Consider the following 15,293-nt stretch of genomic DNA (forward strand, 5'->3'; position numbering starts at 1 on the left):
GGTGGCGGCATGTTCGACTGGCTCGGCTTTAAAAAAGGTCTCCCGTTGTGGTGGTCGTACAGGCTCAACAAAAGATTGAAGCGCGATATCGAGGATATTTTCGAAGGGATCGCGGAGACGCGGATGCAGCTGTTGAAGGACTGGACGACGGATTACTGGCGTCATCTGGACCGCCTGCTGGAGCAGCTTCGCTCGCAAGACGGCGGCCCGTCGTTCGCGGGCGGCCAGGCCGCCCGCGAAGCGGTGGAAAAGCTCATCGGTTCGGCGTATACGCGCGCGATCGATTTTACCGAAATTTTTCTGATCGATGCCGCGGGTACGGTCGCTTATTCGACGCATCCCTCCCACGAGGGACGGAATTACGGCGGCGGCGAAGGGTTCGCGGCGGGCGTGGAATATGCGAAAGGCGGAGGCGTCGGCGCGCGTCCTTGTCTGTTCGGCCCGTACCCCGATTCGATTACGAAGGAGATCGGAGCCCGCTCTTCCGCGTTTCACGACAAGATGACCTTGCTCTTTATCCTTCCGTTAACGGAAAACGGCAAGTGGCAGGGCGCGTTGTGCGGAAGAGTGCCGAACGACGTCATCGGAGATCTGATCCAGCGCGAATCCGGCCACGTCTACCCCGACTCCGGGGACAATTACCTGTTCATGGCAAAGCCTTCGCTGAACACGCACATTGCGCCGGGCACCGCGCTGTCGCGCAGCCGGTTCGAGGATCGAACCTTCACGCACGGCGAAAACCTGAAGGACGGCGTCACCACCGACTGGGGCGTCGTAACCGTCAAGGAGCACACCGAGCTTGAACTCATGTTCACCGATCCGGCCACGGGGCAGCTTCATCCGGGCGTCGCGAGCACGATCCGCAACGGCAGCAACCTGTTCGTCGAGTTTCCGGGCTACTCGGATTACCGGCACATTCCCGTCATCGGCAAAGGCGTGACCTTCGAGCTTCCGCATTGCCCGGACCGTTGGGGGATGATGTGCGAGGGCGATCTGGAGGAAGTGTATCGGATTCGCAGCGTCTCCGTACGGCTCGCGAAGCCGCTGTGGATGGGCGTGATCCCGTTTGCCGCCGTATCCGCCGCGCTCGTCGGATTCCTCGCCTCCGAGGTGTCCCCCGTTTGGACCGCCGTCTGTGAGCTGGCGCTGTCGCTCGTTGCCGGGTGGGCCGGCATCGCGCTGGTGTCCCGCAGGAGCGACCGCCGCGTCTCCGAGCCGCTGCGCAGCCTGAGCCAGTTCATCCGGATCAACGCCGAAGGCAAGGGCGACCTGACTCAGCGGATACGAACGGCCGACTACGACGACGACGAGATCCGCGATCTGGCGAAGTGGATCAACAACATGATCGACTCGCTCGAGGGCATCATGCTGCAGGTACGTCTTGCGGCATCGGATGTATCCAGCAGCCAGCGGCTTATGTACGAGACCGCCGCTTCCACGGCGGGTTCGACCGAGCGGGTCAGCGAGCGCATTCACGACATGATCCGCAGTCTTCGCAGGCAGCTGAAAGATATCGACGTCGCCAAGGACGTGGCCGGAGAGATGCGCGAGACGCTGGCCAAGCTCGAACGGAAGGCTGCGGAGCAGATCGAGGTCGCACAAGGCGAAGTCGAGCGGATCGGCGGCAAAATGTCGCAAATCTCGGACCGCGTCGCGCAGACGAACGGCACGATCCGGTTGTTCATGGACACGGCAGGCGAGATTCGCAGCGTACTCGCCGTCATCGAAGAAATCTCGGCGCAGACCAATCTGCTTGCGCTGAATGCCTCCATCGAGGCGGCGCGCGTCGGCGAGCACGGGCGCGGCTTCGCCGTCGTCGCCGGCGAGATCCGCAAGCTGGCCGACTCGACGCGGCGATCGACGGAGGAAGTCAACGCGATCGTCGCTAAAATATACGATCAGGCCAAGCTCGCCTCGGCCTCGATGGAAGAAGGCACCCGCGTCGTCGAAGAGGGCACGGAGCTGGTCGCCGTGGCGTCCGAGACGCTGTCCGCAGCCAAGTCGGAGGAAGCCTTGAAGACGCAGGTCGTGGACGAGGTCGTCGCGTTGATGGAAAAAATCGCCGATGTCAGCAAGGAGAATCGCGCGATCTCTGCCGAAGTCGAGACCAAGGTACAAGCGCTGATGGGCGAGATCGTCGGCGTCCGCCATACGTCGCACAGCGTCGAAGGCATCACCGCATTCCTGCGGCAGCTGGTCGGACAGTTCCAGCTGACGGAGACGCGGGTTCGCTGAGTGCGCGGGGCGCGCGGACGGAATGGCGCATAAGGGCGCAGCACGTGTGCTAGGCGGGGCTAGGGGGCTGCGATAAGTGCATTTGGGCGTTAACGCACGTGCTCAAGCGGGGGCTACGGCCGGCGATGAGTGCATTAGGGCGCTAACGTGCGTGCCAAGCGGGACCAGTGGGCTGCGATAAGTGCATTTGGGCGCTAACGCACGTGCCAAGCGGCGGCTGCGGCCGGCGTTAAGCGCATTTGGGCGCTAACGCCGCCCTCGCAACGCTCGTAATGGTGTCGATAAGTACAAAAAGACGTTAACGCAACTCCGCTACTCACCTGACTGAGCCGATAAGCGCAAAAAAGGTGCTGACGTCGGCTAAGAAGGCGCGGTCTTTGGGGAACTGCTGATGCCGATGAGTAGGAAGAGTCCGAGATAGCCGATTTTATCGGCTATCTCGGACATTTGCCGCCGGATGAGGCAATCCCCTCCATTACACACACAACAACCTTGCTGCCGACCCCGATTACATGCGCTCCGGGGCGGCGATGCCCAGCAGCTTCAAGCCGCGGCCGAGCAGCGCTCCAACCGCCGCCGACAAGCGCAAGCGCGCTTGCGTGCCAGCCGCGTCGTCCGGACGGATCACTTTGCCGTCGTGATAGAAGCGGTTGAAGTCTCTTGCCAGCTCCAGCAGGTAGCGGGCCACGGCCGACGGCTCGTTATCCCGGACGGCCTCGTTCACAGCATCGCTCCACTGCGTGAGCCGCTTGGCGCAAGCCCAGGCGGACTCCGCCATGGCGACGCCAGTGTCTGCCGCAAAGGACGTGCCATCTGCTGACAGGAACTCGACGTCCGGCACAGGAGACGCGCTATCTGCCGCCTCCGCGAGCGGCTGCTCGAAACCGCCCTTGCGCAGCAGGCTGGCGATTCTCGCGTGCGTATACTGCACGTAAGGCCCCGTTTCTCCGTCGAAGCTGACCGCCTCTTCCAGCTTGAAATCCACCGACAGCTGCCTGCGGTTTTTCAAATCCCCGAACACGACAGCGCCGATGCCGACGGCTTCGGCGACTTCGTCCGCGTTCGGCAGGTCCGGGCTTTTGGCCGCGATGATGTCGCGCGCCCTGCGCACCGCTTCGTCCAGCACCTCGTCCAGGAAGACGACCTTCCCCCTGCGGGTGGACATCTTCTTGCCCTCCACGGTCATCAAGCCGAACGGCACATGCTCGCAGTCTCCCGTCCACGGCTCTCCCATTTTTCCGAGTACCCCGAACACTTGCTTGAAATGCAGCTGCTGCTCGGCCCCGACCACATACAGCAGCCGGTCCGCCTTCATCTCGTGCTTGCGGTAGATCGCGGTCGCGATGTCGCGTACCGGGTAGATCGTAGCGCCGTCTTTTTTGAGAATCAGACAGGGAGGCAGCCCTTCCTCGTCCAGCCGGACGACGAGTGCGCCGTCGCTCTCCTCCAGCAGCCCTTGCGCATGCAGGCGATGCAGCACAGGCTCCAGCTTGTCGTTGTAAAAGCTCTCGCCGAGCACCGCGTCGAACCGGACGCCAAGCCGCGCATAGACGCGCTCGAACTCCTTCAAGCTCGCTTGGACGAAAAACTGCCAGAGTGCGGCAGTCTCCTCGTCTCCCTGCTCCAGGCGCAGAAAGGCTTCTCTCGCCTCGTCTTCCAGCGCCGGCTGATCTGCCGCTTCCTCGTGGAAACGGACGTACAGCCGCAGGCTTTCGCCGATCGGATCGGCTTCGAGCACGGCCTTGCCGCCCCAGCGGCGGTAGGCGACGATAAGCTTGCCGAACTGGGTGCCCCAATCGCCGAGATGGTTGACGGTCGTCACGGCGTGACCGGTCTCTTTGTAAAGATTGGCCAGCGCATGGCCGATCATCGTGGAGCGCAGGTGGCCGACGCCGAGCGGTTTGGCGATGTTGGGCGAGGACATGTCGATGACGACATGAGCGCCGCGGCCTTCGCCGCCGCGCCCGTAATCGGGTTCGAGGGCGGCATCGACGATCCGGCCGAGCCAGACGGTGCGATCGAAAAACAGGTTGACGTAAGCGCCTGCGGCTTCTGCGCGGACGCCATTGCCCGCGGCGGAGACTGCTTCGGCGAGCTCGGCGGCGATCGCGGCCGGCGCGCGTCGAAGCTGCTTCGCCAGGACGAAGCAAGGGAACGCGACGTCGCCGAGCGTTGGCTCGGGCGGCCTTTCGAGCCGTCGGAGCAGCGCCTCCTTTTCTAACGGTATATGGGGCTGCAGCAGCGCTGCGGCTTGTTCCAACAGCATGTCGATGTCCTCCTTCGCTTAGTCCGTGCTCACAACCGCTTACGCCAATCGCCGAAGCTAATTCGCGAACGCAACATCCGAACGCAAATCCGAACACAAATCCGAACGCAAAAAACCTCCGTCTCATCAAGAGACGGAGGTCGGTCCGCGGTACCACTCTTATAGCGCCCGGCAGATGGACTGCGCGGGACGCCGCTCGAAAGGATAACGGCCTGAAGGCCGGATCGCCCTACTGCCGGATTCGCGGTCAATACGCCGCTACGGTTCGGGCGACCGACTCCCGGGTCCGCTTCCCGAAGATCCCGCCGTGCCGGCTTCCACCCTTCCGGCTCTCTGGTACGGCTGTGCGATCCGGTACTCTCCCGTTCATCGTCGATCGGATATTGGCCCATATCATAGCACGTCGCGGCGGCGGGGGGCAAGAGGGGCGAGCGCCCTTCGTCGTTGAATTCAAGGGGCGTTGTGTATATAGTAATAACAGACAATCGGACAGACGGGAGCGGATCGGAGTGCCGGACTACAAGCGCGTGACGGTCTTGTTCCGGAGCCGCCAGGACGGCGATGCGGGCGCATGGACGGAGGAACGGCTGGCCGGGCAATGGTTCAAAATGGCGACGGGCTGGGTGCTGCGCTGCCCGGATGCGATGACGATCTCGGTGCTGAAGGGCGACGTGCGCGTCGTTCGGCAGGGCGAGGTCGGCGTCGAGCAGACATTTCGGCTGGGCGCTGCGACGCCGGGCGCGGTGCGGCTGCCGCAGGGCTCGATGGCCGTGGAGGCGTTCACGCACGAGCTGACGGCGGCGTTGACGGATGCCGGGGGCACGCTGTTCTGGCGCTACGATATGCGCAGCGAGAATCAGGAGATGGGCCGGTTCGAGATCGGACTGGATATACGGGAGGAATAGATTCATGAACGTGCTGGAGCAGACATACGAGACGTTAAAAGAAGCGATCGCGGACGCCGCGGTCAAGGCGGGAGTCGTGGAGCGGGAGCAGGTGCCTGCGATCGTCATCGAGGTGCCGCGCGACAAGGCGCACGGCGACCTGGCGACCAATGCGGCCATGCAGTTGACGCGAATCGCGAAAAAAAATCCGCGCGAGATCGCGACCGCGATCATCGAGCATCTGGACAAGGCGAAGGCGAACGTCACGTCCGCGGAGATTGCGGGTCCGGGCTTCATTAATTTCCGCATGGACAAGCGCTATCTGCTGCCTCTCGTCGCTTCCGTGCTGGAGCAGGGCGGGGCTTACGGCCGTACGGATGCCGGCGGCGGACGCAAGGTGCAGGTCGAATTCGTCAGCGCGAATCCGACGGGCAGCCTGCATCTGGGCCACGCGCGCGGCGCCGCGGTCGGCGATGCGCTGTGCAATGTGCTTGCGTTTGCGGGCTATGACGTTTCGCGCGAATACTATATCAACGACGCGGGCAACCAGGTGAACAACCTGGCCCGCTCCATCGAAGCGCGCTACCGCCAGGCGCTCGGCGAGGAAGCGGCGATGCCGGAGGACGGATACTACGGTGAGGATATCGTGGGCTTTGCCAAAGAGCTGGCGGAGCGCGAAGGCGCGCGTCTGCTGGAGAAGCCGGAGGAAGAGCGCTTCGACTATTTCCGCAGCTACGGACTTGAGCGGGAGCTGGACAAGATCAAGCGCGATCTCGGCCGGTTCGGCGTAAGCTTCGACAGCTGGTATAGCGAGACTTCGCTGTATCGGACGGGCAAGGTCGAAGGCGCGCTTGAAGCGCTGCGGGCCCAGGGCCACGTGTACGAGGAGGAAGGCGCGGTCTGGCTGAACACGACGGCGTTCGGGGACGACAAGAACCGCGTGCTCGTCAAAAACGACGGCAGCTATACTTATTTGACGCCCGACATCGCCTATCATATGGACAAGTTCGCGCGCGGCTTCGACGAGCTGATCAACATTTGGGGCGCCGATCATCACGGTTACATTCCGCGCGTCAAGGCCGCAATGGCGGCGCTCGGCCACGACCCGCAGCGCCTGACCGTGCTCATCGCGCAGATGGTGAGCCTGTTCCAGAACGGCGAGAAGGTGAAAATGTCCAAGCGCACGGGCAAGGCGATTACGATCGAGGACCTGATGGACGAAGTCGGCGTCGACGCGATCCGCTATTTCTTCACGATGCGCAGCATGGACACGCACCTCGACTTCGACATGGATCTGGCCGTGTCGACGTCCAACGAGAATCCGGTGTTCTACGTGCAGTATGCCCATGCGCGCATTTGCAGCATTTTCCGCCAGGCGGAGGAGCAGGGCGTCGCCGTGCTGCCGGCAGCCGAAGCGAACCTGGAGCTGCTCACGGCCGAGCACGAGTACGATCTTCTGCGCAAAATGGGCGAGTTCCCAGCCGTTGTCGCCGATTCGGCGAAGGACTACGCGCCTCACCATATCGTGCGCTATGTCTATGAGCTGGCCGCGCTGTTTCACAGCTATTACCGCGCGGAGCGTGTCATCACCGAGGACGCCGCACAGAGCCAGGCGCGCCTTCAACTGCTGGCCGCGCTGCGACACACGCTGGCCAACGGCCTGCGCCTGATCGGCGTGTCCGCTCCGGAGCAGATGTAAGCGGGAGCGTGATATCGCAGAGATAGCGGCGCACCGTGCCGCTATCTCGCGCCGCGACGGCGATGGAGCGCCCATAACGGCACGGAGTGCCGCTATCTTGCGCCGCGACGGCGATGCTGCGTCCATAACGGCATTCGGTGCCGCTAACTCAGCGCGCGACGGCGATGCCGCGCCAATAACGGCACTCCGTGCCGCTATCTCGCGTCGTGACGGCGATGCCGCGCCAATAACGGCACGGAGTGCCGCTATCTCGCGTCGCAACGGCGGTGCCGCGCCAATAACGGCACTCCGTGCCGCTATCTCGCGTCGCCACGGCGCTGTCGCGCCAACCTCGCATCGCGCACTACACCCCAGTCGCTCCGGCCGACGTTGCGCCGGCGACTTCCAGCATGCGCAGCACATCCAGCTCCCCGGCCCCCCGGGGAGCTTTGTCGTAGGCGAGCGGCTTCGCAGATCGGCGAAGGATGTCCTTGATCCGGCCCGGGGACAGTTCCGGCCGGAGCGATAGCAGCAGCGCCACCGCGCCGGTGACGTGCGAGGTGGCCATCGACGTGCCGCTCATGACGCGGCGGCGGCCGTTCGGCCAGGCGGACTCCACCTTTGCGCCTGGCGCGTAGATGTCGATGCCGGCGCTGCGGTTCGTGAAGCGCGCGATCCGGCCGCGCCGGTCGAGGGCGCCGACGGCGACGGTGAGCCCGAAGCCGGCCGGATAGTCGATCCGGCCTTTCCTGCCGTCGTTGCCCGACGAGGCAACGATGAGCACGCCGGCTTTATGCGCGTTCTCCACCGCTTTCAGCAGCGCATCGCTTCGATTGGGCATGCCGAAGCTCATGTTCACGATGTCCATGCCGTGATGGACGCACCAATCGATGCCGAGAATGATGTCCGACACGTACGCGGAACCGTCCGAATCGAATGCTTTGACCGGGTAAATCTCCGTACGCGGCGCGACGCCGATCATCCCGCGCGTGGCGTTGGCGGCGGAGATCGTGCCGGCGATGTGGGTGCCGTGGCCGTTGTCGTCATACGGCAGCGAGGCGCGCTGCAGGAGATTGATGCCGCGGCTCAGGGCGTGGCGAAGATCCGGATGGGCAAAGTCGACGCCGGTGTCGCTCACGCCGACCTTGACCCGCTGTCCCGTCGTGCGGCTCCAGGCCTGCGGCGCGCGGATGCGCCGAACGCCCCAAGGGATATCCATCTTGCTGTCCGTGCGGACGATCGGCCTCGGGAGCGCGCGGCTGATCTTGACGCTTGCGTCTTCCTCGAGCAGGCAGCCGTAGCCTAGCAGCGGGGTCAGGGAGGCGACGGACAGCGGGAGGCTGAAGCCGCCGATGACCCGGATCGGACGCGCGGCGCGCAGCGCGCCGCCGTTCGACCGCCTGGCGGCCAGCTTCGCGAGGAACCTGCGTCCGTCCTCCTGCCTCGCGAACCGTACGATCGTTCTGGCGCCATGCTCTCCGCCGCCGGCGAGCAGGCGGCGAAGGAGGCGAAGGAGAGCGCTCGTGTCCATGTGCTGGCCTCCTTCCGGCTTAGATTCCCCATACTATGTACACCGGCGGAGCGAAGCTTGGGAGTATGGCCCGGGAATGTTTAAATTGGGCGTCAGGCGGTGTCAATTCGGTTCCCCGCACATAATATGAAGTGGGAGTTTCCCCGGAGAGACTCCCGCACCCATGTAGGTTCCTCCTCCCGAGGAGCGCGGAAGGGTACAGTCGGTTAAGCGAAGGCGCGGCTCCGAGGCGCCTTCGCTTAACGGCGTCCGAAGCGCGGCGGACAAGCCCGGCGGGGGGAGCGTTCTGCCGTCCTTCTCTATCGATCGCGAAAAAAGGCGAATAAAAGCATAGGGCGGTCCGTCTTCCCCCAAGCCTTGTCCGCAGGCCGCCGTACTTGCATTTTCACGGCAAATGCGGTTAACTAAAGGTTGACGCCCGAGGGGTATAAGAACGTTTAACATACAGAGAGGATGGGGACTTAGAGCGTGAGCGCTGAATACGTCCTGAAGTTCGACGCCGAGAAGATCCGGGAGATGCCGATGGTCGACCTGGCCTTCGAGGTGCTCAAGGCGGCCAATACGCCGTTCTATTACCGGGATCTCATGATGGAGATTGCCAAGCTGCGGGGATTCTCTCCCGAGCAGATCAACGAATTTATCGCGCAGGTGTATACAGAGATTAATATCGACGGCCGATTCGCATGCGTCGGCAGCAATGTGTGGGGCTTGAAGCGCTGGTATCCGGTCGACCGCTCCGACGATCCGGTCACGGGCGGCGCGAAGCGTCCGCGCATCATCAACGACGACGACGATCTCGACGACGAGGATCTGTACGGCGAGGACGAGGAAGAGACCTTCACGGAGGCCGAAGAAGGCTTCGATCTGTTCGACGAAGACCGCGAGGAGATCTTCGACGAAGGCGAAGAAGCCGGCGAGTCCGACGAAGAAGTCGCGATCGACGAGGAGACCGAGGAAGAGGACGGCATCGAAGGCGAAGTCGACGAGGAAGACGACGGCTTCGACGAGGATGAGGACGAGGAAGACGCGGACGAAGAGGACGACGACGAAAACCGGTGATTCCAGCCGGTCGCGAAAAGGGACGCCTGATCGGCGTCCCTTTTCGCGACCGGCTGCGGCGTAACGCGGCCTGATTCAGAGTCTTTTCGGGGGCGTTTCCCCGGCTCCATCGGCCGTTGCCGCGGCGGGCTCCGCAGGCTTGACACCACTGTGGTCTGCGGGTAAACTTATGCTTGGGCTTTTCAAGCAGGCATTTCAATAGCGTTATTTTTAAAAGTGCCCCCATTTAATTGGGTGTCACTTTTTTTGTTTTTTTGGAGACCATTATCATGATGCCAGGGGCACATGCAGGAGGTATGACAGAGGGTGACCAAATATATATTCGTGACGGGCGGCGTCGTTTCTTCGCTCGGCAAGGGCATCACGGCGGCGTCGCTGGGGCGCCTGCTCAAGAATCGCGGCCTCAAAGTGACGATTCAGAAGTTCGACCCGTACATCAACGTAGACCCGGGCACGATGAGCCCGTATCAGCACGGCGAGGTATTCGTGACCGACGACGGCGCGGAGACGGACCTCGACCTTGGGCACTACGAGCGTTTTATCGATATCAACCTTTCCAAGAACAGCAACGTGACGACCGGCAAAATCTATTCCACTGTCATCAGCAAGGAGCGCCGGGGCGAGTATCTCGGCGGCACGGTGCAGGTCATCCCCCACATCACCAACGAGATCAAGGACCGCGTGTTCCGCGCGGGACGCGAGACCGGCTCCGACGTCGTCATCACCGAGATCGGCGGCACGGTCGGCGACATCGAGAGCCTTCCGTTCCTCGAAGCGATCCGCCAGATCAAGAGCGACATCGGCCGCGACAATGTCATGTACATCCACGTGACGCTGATTCCCTATATCAAGGCGGCCGGCGAGGTCAAGACCAAGCCGACCCAGCACAGCGTCAAGGAGCTGCGCAGCATCGGCATCCAGCCGAACGTCATCGTCTGCCGCACCGAGCATCCGCTGGCCGAAGACCTGAAGCGCAAGATCGCGCTGTTCTGCGATATCGACGCGAACGCGGTCATCGAGTGCCGCGACGCTTCGACGCTTTACGAGGTGCCGCTCATGCTGCAGGAGCAGGGTCTCGACGATTATGTCGTCAGCCATCTTAAGCTCGGCGGAGCGGACAAGCCCGACATGGACGAGTGGATCGAGCTTGTGAACCGCGTCAAGTCGTTGAAGCGCACGACGGAGATCGCCATCGTGGGCAAGTACGTCGCGCTGCACGACGCTTACCTCAGCATCGTCGAATCGCTCGCGCATGCGGGCATCGACGCGGACGCCGAGGTGAATATTCGCTGGGTGAACGCGGAGGAAGTGACGCCTGCCAACGTGCAGGAGCTGCTGGGCGGCGTCGGCGGCATTCTCGTGCCGGGCGGCTTCGGGGACCGCGGCATCGAAGGCAAGATCACGGCGATTCGTTATGCGCGCGAGAACAAGGTGCCGTTCTTCGGCATTTGCCTCGGCATGCAAGTGGCCGTCATCGAGTTCGCGCGGAGCATGGCGGGCCTGGACGGCGCGCACAGCTCCGAGTTCCATGCGGCTACCCCGTATCCGGTCATCGACCTGCTGCCGGACCAGAAGGACATCGAGGACATGGGCGGCACGCTGCGTCTCGGCCTCTATCCTTGCAAGATCGTGCCGGGCACGCTGGCGGCCGAATGCTACGGCGAAGAGCTCATCTACGAGCGCCATCGCCACCGCTACGAGTTCAACAACGAGTATCGCGACCTGATCGAGTCCACGGGTCTCAGGATCAGCGGCGCGTCCCCGGACGGCCGGCTGGTCGAGATGGTGGAGCTGCCGGGCCATCCCTGGTTTCTGGCCGTTCAGTTCCATCCGGAGTTCATCTCCCGCCCGAACCGTCCGCAGCCGCTGTTCCGCGAATTCGTCAAAGCGGCGCTTGCCGGCGCTGAATCTTGATTATTTCAACATAAGTATTCCAGCTTCGGCAAAAGCCGGAGCTTTTTTTTGCAATTGCCAGAAGTTAGGAAGGAATTCACGGTCGGGGCGCGAATACGGGAAGAAGGAACCAACAGGAAGAGGAGGATCATGAGGTGGCCAAGAAGAGATTGCTAATTGTCGACGATCAGATCGGCATTCGGATCTTGCTGCTCGAGGTATTCAGCGTCGAAGGCTACGAGACTTTCCAGGCGGCGAACGGACGCGCGGCGCTGGAGATCGTACGCACGCATACCCCGGATCTTGTTCTGCTCGACATGAAGATTCCCGGCATGGACGGGCTTGAGATTTTGAAAAAGATCAAGGAAATGAACCGGGACGTCAAGGTTATCATGATGACGGCGTACGGCGAGCTGGACATGATCAAGGAAGCCACCGATCTGGGCGCGCTGATGCACTTCACGAAGCCCTTCGATATCGACGAATTGCGGGTGGCCGTCAATATGCAGCTGACGGAGGGCGGGCCGTCGCCGAGGTTTGCGGCTGGCACCTGAGAATGCCTGGAAATATCGGAGCGAGAACCGCCGGAGACGACCGGCGGTTTTCATTTTTACATGCTTCGGGGCGGGCGTTTTTCCAAGCGCAGGCATTTTACAATCCTACTTTCATTTGTGATATAATAACGTCGCATGCAAGTCGGGCCGTAAGACAGCACACGACTTATTCAGAGCGCAGGAGGAATCACAATGCCACTCGTATCAATGAACGAATTCCTTCCCAAGGCGAAGGCGAACAAGTTCGCGGTAGGCCAATTCAACATGAACAATCTTGAATTCGCCCAAGCGATCACCGAAGCCGCCATGGAAGAAAAATCCCCCTTCATCTTCGGCGTCAGCGAAGGCGCGCTGAAGTACATGGGCATCGAGTACACGGTTGCCATCGCGGAGGCGGCAGCGAAGAAATCCGGCCTTCCGATCGCCTTGCATCTCGACCACGGCAGCACGTTCGACATCGCCATGAAGTGTATTCGCGCAGGTTTTTCCTCCGTCATGTTCGACGGCTCGCACCACCCGTACGAAGAGAACATCAAGCTGACGAAGGAGATCGTCAAGGCCGCTCACGCGATGGGCGTTTCCGTCGAAGGCGAGCTGGGCACGATCGGCGGCGTCGAGGACGACCTGAGCGTGGACGAAGCCGACGCTTCGCTGGCCAAGCCTGAAGAAGCGATCCGCTTCTACGAAGAGACCGGCGTCGACGCGCTGGCAATTGCGGTAGGCACTGCTCACGGCATGTACAAGGGCGAAGTCAAGATTCATTACGATATCATCGAAGCGGTCGTCTCCAAGATCCCCGTTCCGATCGTGCTGCACGGCGGCTCCGGCGTGCCGGACGACATGATCCGCAAGGCGATCCAAGCGGGTGCCGGCAAGATCAACGTCAACACGGAAAACCAAGTCGCCTGCACCGCCGCGATCCGCGAAGTGCTCGGCAAGGACGCGAACGTCATCGATCCCCGCAAATATCTGACGCCTGCGCGCACCGCGATGAAGGCCGTCGTTCAAGAGAAGATCCGTCTGTTCGGCAGCAGCAACCAAGCTTAAGCGAAGATCGTCGTCGTATTCGTCCCGCCGCGCCGCGGCTTGTCCGCAGCCGGCGAAGGACGCTCGGCGAGATCTGTCTTTTGTACGGGACAAGACGCCTGTCGGGCGTCTTTCCTTTCCTTCATCGAACGCGGTCGCCACGCGCCCCCGGAGTAGATGAAGCATCTACTAGGAGGACCATGCATTCATGGAAAAACTGATGATACGCGGGGGACGTCCGCTACGCGGAACGGTCTCCATCAGCGGCGCCAAGAACAGCGCGATCGCGCTGCTCCCAGCCGCCATTCTCGCCGAATCCGAGGTCAGGCTCGACAATCTGCCCCATATCAGCGACGTCGAGATTTACAAGGAGTTGCTTCAGGAACTAGGCTGTCGGGTCTCTTGGCAAGAGGAGACTTTGTCTATCGATCCGACCGGCATTCAATCGATCCCGATGCCCAACGGCCGGGTCAAGCTACTCAGAGCTTCTTACTACTTAATGGGCGCTCTGCTCGGACGCTTCGGCGAAGCCACCATCGGATTGCCGGGCGGCTGCAACTTCGAGCCGAGACCGATCGACCAGCACATCAAGGGCTTCGAGGCCCTTGGCGCAATCGTAACCAACGAACACGGAGCTATCCGCATCCAAGCTAACGAATTACGCGGAGCTAGAATATATATGGACGTCGTCAGCGTAGGCGCCACGATTAACATTATGCTGGCCGCTGCCAGAGCGAAGGGCTCCACGATCATCGAAAACGCCGCGAAGGAACCCGAGATCATCGACGTGGCCACGCTGCTGAACGCCATGGGCGCCAAGATCAAAGGCGCGGGCACCGAGACGATCCGCATCGAAGGCGTAGACCGCATGCACGGCTGCAGACACTCCATCATTCCCGACCGCATCCAGGCCGGTACTTATATGATCATGGCCGCCGCGACGCGCGGCGACGTTCTCATCGACAACATCATTCCCAAGCACATGGAAGCACTCACCGCCAAACTTCAAGAAATGGGCGTTCACGTCTACGAGATGGACGAATCCATCCGCGTCGTCGGCCAGCAAGCCTACGAGGCAGTCGACGTGAAGACACTTGTCTATCCGGGGTTCGCCACCGATCTTCAATCGCCGATGACGAGTCTGCTTACCCAGACGACGGGCGTCAGCATCTTGTCGGACTACGTGTACAGCAACCGGTTCAAGCATGTTCCCGAGCTCGCGCGGATGGGCGCTCAGATTCGCGTCGAGGGCCGCTCGGCCATCGTCGAGGGCGGCAAGCTGAACGCCGCCAAGGTTCGGGCATCCGATCTGCGCGCGGGCGCTGCGCTTGTCGTGGCAGCGTTGACCGTCGAAGAAGGGGTGACGGAGATCACCGGTCTGGAATACATCGACCGCGGCTACGAGAGGCTCGAAGAGCATTTGCGAAGCCTCGGCGCGGACGTATGGCGCGAAGCTTGAGCGGCGGCAGCCGCTCGGGCGCTGCGCACATCCTAATATGAAGTGGGGATTGTATTGACGGATTTTAAAATGTCCGATCTGGAAGGTCTCAGCCTGACCCAGCTCTACAAGCTGGCGAAGGACCTTCAGATCGCAGGCTACAGCCAGATGATCAAAAAGGAGCTCATGATCGCCATCCTGCGCGCGCAGGCCGAACGCGGGGGGCATATGTTCCTCGAAGGCGTGCTTGAAGTATTGCCCGAAGGCTACGGCTTTCTTCGTCCGATCAACTATTTGCCAAGCGCGGAGGACATCTATATCTCGGCCTCCCAGATTCGCAAGTTCGACTTGCGCACCGGCGACCTCGTCTCCGGCAAATGCCGTACGCCCAAGGAGAACGAACGTTACTTCGGCCTGCTGCAGGTCAACCTCGTCAACGGCGAGACCCCCGAAGTCGCGCAAGAAAGACTGCACTTTCCGGCGCTCACGCCGCTTTTTCCGGACCAGAAGCTTGTACTCGAATCGACGCCCCATCGCCTGTCTACCCGCATCATGGATCTCCTGGCTCCCGTCGGACTCGGCCAACGCGGCCTCATCGTGGCTCCTCCCAAAGCAGGTAAGACGCTTCTTCTTAGTGAGTACGCCAACGGCATCTCGACGTGGCGCCCGGACGTCGATCTGATCGTGCTATTGATCGACGAGCGGCCCGCGGAAGGCGCGGCCCAGCTG

13 protein-coding genes are annotated in these 15,293 nt (G+C 62.0%); 9 read left to right on the plus strand and 4 right to left on the minus strand.

Features of this window, described 5'->3' with window-relative positions; genetic code table 11:
• Positions 1 to 9 precede the first annotated feature (9 nt).
• A complete protein-coding gene (locus tag KVT38_RS21045) occupies positions 10 to 2,235 on the plus strand; it encodes a methyl-accepting chemotaxis protein (RefSeq protein ID WP_217595710.1) in 2,226 nt (741 codons plus the stop codon).
• A 508-nt stretch (positions 2,236 to 2,743) separates the two neighbouring features.
• Here the strand turns inward: KVT38_RS21045 and argS (KVT38_RS21050) are convergent.
• Positions 2,744 to 4,501 carry an arginine--tRNA ligase gene (argS, locus tag KVT38_RS21050; protein WP_217595711.1) on the minus strand — a complete coding sequence of 586 codons (1,758 nt, stop codon included), beginning with the start codon at positions 4,499 to 4,501 and terminating at the stop codon, positions 2,744 to 2,746.
• A gap of 509 nt (positions 4,502 to 5,010) precedes the next feature.
• Between argS (KVT38_RS21050) and KVT38_RS21055 the strand changes: the two genes are divergently transcribed.
• The gene (locus tag KVT38_RS21055) at positions 5,011 to 5,406 is read left to right on the plus strand and encodes a DUF1934 family protein (RefSeq protein WP_217595712.1); all 396 of its coding nucleotides are present in this window, start codon (positions 5,011 to 5,013) and stop codon (positions 5,404 to 5,406) included.
• A 4-nt stretch (positions 5,407 to 5,410) separates the two neighbouring features.
• On the plus strand, positions 5,411 to 7,084 hold the full coding sequence (gene argS / locus KVT38_RS21060; RefSeq protein WP_217595713.1) for an arginine--tRNA ligase: 1,674 nt from the start codon (positions 5,411 to 5,413) through the stop codon (positions 7,082 to 7,084).
• A 148-nt stretch (positions 7,085 to 7,232) separates the two neighbouring features.
• Here the strand turns inward: argS (KVT38_RS21060) and KVT38_RS21065 are convergent, their stop codons facing one another.
• Both KVT38_RS21065 and KVT38_RS21070 read right to left on the minus strand, forming a co-directional pair.
• Complete coding sequence (locus KVT38_RS21065) at positions 7,233 to 7,421, minus strand: hypothetical protein (RefSeq protein ID WP_217595714.1); 189 nt, start codon at positions 7,419 to 7,421, stop codon at positions 7,233 to 7,235.
• Positions 7,422 to 7,427: 6 nt separating this feature from the next.
• Positions 7,428 to 8,594 carry a S8 family peptidase gene (locus KVT38_RS21070; RefSeq protein ID WP_217595715.1) on the minus strand — a complete coding sequence of 389 codons (1,167 nt, stop codon included), beginning with the start codon at positions 8,592 to 8,594 and terminating at the stop codon, positions 7,428 to 7,430.
• Positions 8,595 to 9,062: 468 nt separating this feature from the next.
• On the opposite strand from KVT38_RS21070, the gene rpoE reads away from it, so the two are divergent.
• From rpoE to fba, 4 genes are all read left to right on the plus strand, one after another.
• Positions 9,063 to 9,653: a DNA-directed RNA polymerase subunit delta gene (gene rpoE, locus KVT38_RS21075; protein ID WP_217595716.1), complete on the plus strand. Its 591-nt coding sequence runs from the start codon at positions 9,063 to 9,065 to the stop codon at positions 9,651 to 9,653.
• 306 nt (positions 9,654 to 9,959) lie between these two features.
• The gene (locus KVT38_RS21080) at positions 9,960 to 11,567 is read left to right on the plus strand and encodes a CTP synthase (protein ID WP_217595717.1); all 1,608 of its coding nucleotides are present in this window, start codon (positions 9,960 to 9,962) and stop codon (positions 11,565 to 11,567) included.
• 134 nt (positions 11,568 to 11,701) lie between these two features.
• Entirely contained in the window at positions 11,702 to 12,100 is a 399-nt protein-coding gene (locus KVT38_RS21085; protein ID WP_090117655.1) for a response regulator, read from the plus strand.
• 192 nt (positions 12,101 to 12,292) lie between these two features.
• Positions 12,293 to 13,147: a class II fructose-1,6-bisphosphate aldolase gene (gene fba / locus KVT38_RS21090; RefSeq protein ID WP_217595718.1), complete on the plus strand. Its 855-nt coding sequence runs from the start codon at positions 12,293 to 12,295 to the stop codon at positions 13,145 to 13,147.
• On the opposite strand, the gene KVT38_RS35265 is transcribed toward fba, so the two are convergent.
• The gene (locus KVT38_RS35265) at positions 13,144 to 13,272 is read right to left on the minus strand and encodes a hypothetical protein (protein ID WP_256454901.1); all 129 of its coding nucleotides are present in this window, start codon (positions 13,270 to 13,272) and stop codon (positions 13,144 to 13,146) included. The genes fba and KVT38_RS35265 overlap by 4 nt on opposite strands.
• 62 nt (positions 13,273 to 13,334) lie before the next feature.
• Here KVT38_RS35265 and KVT38_RS21095 point away from each other — a divergent pair, with 62 nt between their 5' ends.
• Positions 13,335 to 14,585: a UDP-N-acetylglucosamine 1-carboxyvinyltransferase gene (locus KVT38_RS21095; RefSeq protein WP_217595719.1), complete on the plus strand. Its 1,251-nt coding sequence runs from the start codon at positions 13,335 to 13,337 to the stop codon at positions 14,583 to 14,585.
• A 69-nt stretch (positions 14,586 to 14,654) separates the two neighbouring features.
• A partial coding sequence (locus tag KVT38_RS21100; protein ID WP_217595727.1) for a Rho termination factor N-terminal domain-containing protein occupies positions 14,655 to 15,293 on the plus strand: 639 nt, incomplete at its 3' end.

The organism is Cohnella sp. GbtcB17 (assembly GCF_019091135.1).
In the GTDB taxonomy this organism is placed as follows: domain Bacteria; phylum Bacillota; class Bacilli; order Paenibacillales; family Paenibacillaceae; genus Cohnella.